The sequence below is a fragment of the Alicyclobacillus hesperidum genome (genome assembly GCF_900107035.1).
In the GTDB taxonomy this organism is placed as follows: domain Bacteria; phylum Bacillota; class Bacilli; order Alicyclobacillales; family Alicyclobacillaceae; genus Alicyclobacillus; species Alicyclobacillus hesperidum.
The window spans coordinates 1-2,815 of the sequence record NZ_FNOJ01000042.1 but is presented as its reverse complement, the minus strand read 5'-3'; the positions used below and the strand labels follow the sequence as shown (position 1 = coordinate 2,815).

2 protein-coding genes and 1 pseudogene are annotated in these 2,815 nt (G+C 46.9%); 1 reads left to right on the top strand and 2 read right to left on the bottom strand.

Annotation, left to right across the window (positions count from 1 at the left end; all coding sequences use genetic code 11):
• Positions 1-530, top strand: a 530-nt coding sequence (locus BLU70_RS14110; protein ID WP_176780930.1) for an ATP-binding protein, incomplete at its 5' end; no start/stop codon positions are given.
• 271 nt (positions 531-801) lie between these two features.
• Here BLU70_RS14110 and BLU70_RS14100 read toward each other — a convergent pair.
• Positions 802-2,037 (bottom strand): MFS transporter, encoded by a 1,236-nt coding sequence (locus tag BLU70_RS14100; protein WP_338082093.1) that lies wholly within the window; start codon positions 2,035-2,037, stop codon positions 802-804.
• Positions 2,038-2,428: 391 nt separating this feature from the next.
• Positions 2,429-2,704: pseudogene (locus BLU70_RS14095) on the bottom strand (HesA/MoeB/ThiF family protein); the annotation flags it as partial.
• Between the last annotated feature and the right edge of the window lie 111 nt (positions 2,705-2,815).

Here is a 2,815-nt window from a genome sequence, read left to right as displayed (position 1 = left end):
TCTGCCACGAACGTTTGGTTCAGTACATTCTCCTGTACCGGGTAGTCGTGGTTCGAATACGTCGTCGCCTTGTACTTGCGGACTGTGCGGCTCCACATTTGGCTGTGGCCCTAGGGATGGAGGCGTTGCAGAACCGAATGAGTGTCTACTTCGTTACCATGCAACGACTGGTCGCCGATTTGCGAAAGGCGCATCACGAGGGTCGCTTAGAAAAGCGGCTGAGGGTCTACATCCAACCGAAACTTCTCATCTGCGACGAAGTCGGCTATCTGCCGCTGGACGCGCTGGACGCAGCAAACTTCTTTCGTCTGGTCTCGGAGCGGTATGAACAAGGGGCGATGATCATCACATCCAATACAAGTTTCACCAACTGGGGAACCATGTTTGGCGACCAAGTGCTGGCATCTGCTCTCCTTGACCGATTGCTTCACCACGCGACAACGGTCAACATACGCGGAAACAGCTACCGAATGAAGGACAAACTCAAGGCAGGCGTAACCCATGCCCTGCAAGAGGAGGTGAAAGACTGACCGAACATATGTCCGGGGAATTTTAAGCGATGGTTTTGAGGAAATCCAAACCGGTGTTTTTGGGGAAATCAACCCGATTTTTTTGAGGAATTAAATCCGTTGTTGACAGACGGAATCGGTTGATCTGCCTCGCTCAGAAAAACAGCTTCTAAGTTGGCAAACCGAAAGTCTGCCCTTCCCATCATTTCCCTGACCTTATGCAAAGAGGTAATATATGCTCTCCAACAGCTGCGACTTAAAACGATGTCTCCGACCCCTGAAAAGGAAAGAGTCATACAGACTCCTCCTTACTTTGGGAAACCCCAGAACCGATTGTGCTTCTTAATTTCAGGAGAAGAGGGAGGACTATGCAAAAAGTAGCCGGACCCCACAATACGTAGATAGTTCTCACCGGAACATAACCTGCGACCCATCCTACTGCGACCGAGACCAAGGCGACGGTATTCGAAACAAGGGTGTTTGAGATACTAGAAATACGTCCATTAAAGACGAAATCCGTAAGGGAAACTCTGAGCGCATGCCTCGCATTGTTCTCGACCATGAACGAGCCGCCTAAAACAGCGTAGAGAGCTATATCAATGATGGGATTCTGCACTAGACCAACACAGGTGACTATAGCTGCCGACAGCAGGTACAGGAAGACGAGTCTCTTAACCTCATCTTTGGTCCTCCAAAGCGCCGACGCAAGTCCCGCAACAGAAGCTCCACCCGAAAATACGGAGAGCAATAAGCTGTAGAACTCCCTATGATCCATTCCGATGTTGACCGCAAACTTTGGAGTAAGCATATCTACCATCTTGATACCTATTTCGGGTACTAGCCCTAGTAAACCAAGCACCACGATCCCAACGTTGTTTTTTAAGTAGATATTCAGATCGCGCAATTGATTTGACAGCCCGTGCAACGAAAGTTGCGCCTTCGGGGGCGCGACTCTTTCCCCTGTATATTGACGAAATGCGGATTTAAGTATGACGTATGCGTACAGGTATGCGACTCCGCAAAGAGCAAACACCATATCAAGGTGCAGTCCTATCGCGATGAAAAGGGCACCCACCACGTTGGCGGCCATGATGATGGAGTTTGTTACCGACATATTCTTAAACCGAGCGTTATTATCAAGCAATTTATTGTAGGCAGTAAAAAATGCAGGGTAATAAAATTTGTTCACCACACCTAGTAGAATGTAGAACAAATAAATTGTAATGACGAAACTTAACTTCATATCCAATGCGAATGATGTCCCGAAACACAACAACGCTCGTAGTAAGTTGGTCCAATTGATGACCCTACGCAAATTCCATGAATCAACCAAGGATCCAGATATCGGGGCAATCCAGCCGCTGAGCAACTTTGCTACGGTTATAAGCGCAACGTCCAAAGGAGAGCGGGTAATAAGAAACATCATCCAGATTACAGCGCCGTCTCTAAACGAAACCATTAAATACTGAACAGCTTCTGAAGAATTGATCAGGACAAGAGGTATCTTTAGTTTAACAGCGAACAACATCCGCAATTCTTGTCAACTCCAATCTTACGAATTTGCAATTTGAAATAATCTAGGGCCAACACTGAGTTGAGAACTATAGGATTTTGGAACCCTGATAGATATTTAAGAATTTGATCTACGCTTATAGCGGCAGATATAAAATTATGAGCAGCCCACGCTGGATGAACTTCGCTCATCCATTCTAGATTCGACGATATTTCTGCAGCATCGTCTCGATGGAACGACTTTTCTATGCATTGGTAGCACGGAGTGTATCCAGGCATGCACAAAGGTCCAACCAACGCCGGTTTTGAAAAAAGGTGAGCTATCCCATGTCTCTTTGCCCACCGAGATACAATTCTACCCAAACGAGATGGGGGTCCTCCGATCCCTGCCAAGAACGAGACATCGGCTAAAAGGTCCAAATCGCTTTCAGTTTCAATAAACCCCTTAATATCAATAATTTCGATGTGAGGTTAATGGCATGCAAGGCCTCTTTTGCAGCAACTACCTTTGGCATTCCAATGTGGTTCTGCCTAAACAAAAATTGGCGGGACAGGTTCTCTTCATTTACGACATCGCCGTCAACAATATATATTTTACCAACGCCAGCCCCCGCCATAAGCACTGACAAAACGGTGCCAAATCCACCAACACCAATCACGGCGACCGCGGATCCTCTTAGTTTGTTCTGAAAGTCAAGCGATCAAGTCCTAAATGTGGTGTAAATTCGTCCCTCGGTAGCTTCGGTGTTATGTCACCTAAGTTGGCTCACTTTTGATGGCTGTGCGGTCTGCTT

Excerpts from the sequence above, each read along its gene's own strand:
- BLU70_RS14100 (WP_338082093.1), bottom strand. The coding sequence starts at position 2,037 with ATGTTGTTCGCTGTTAAACTAAAGATACCTCTTGTCCTGATCAATTCT.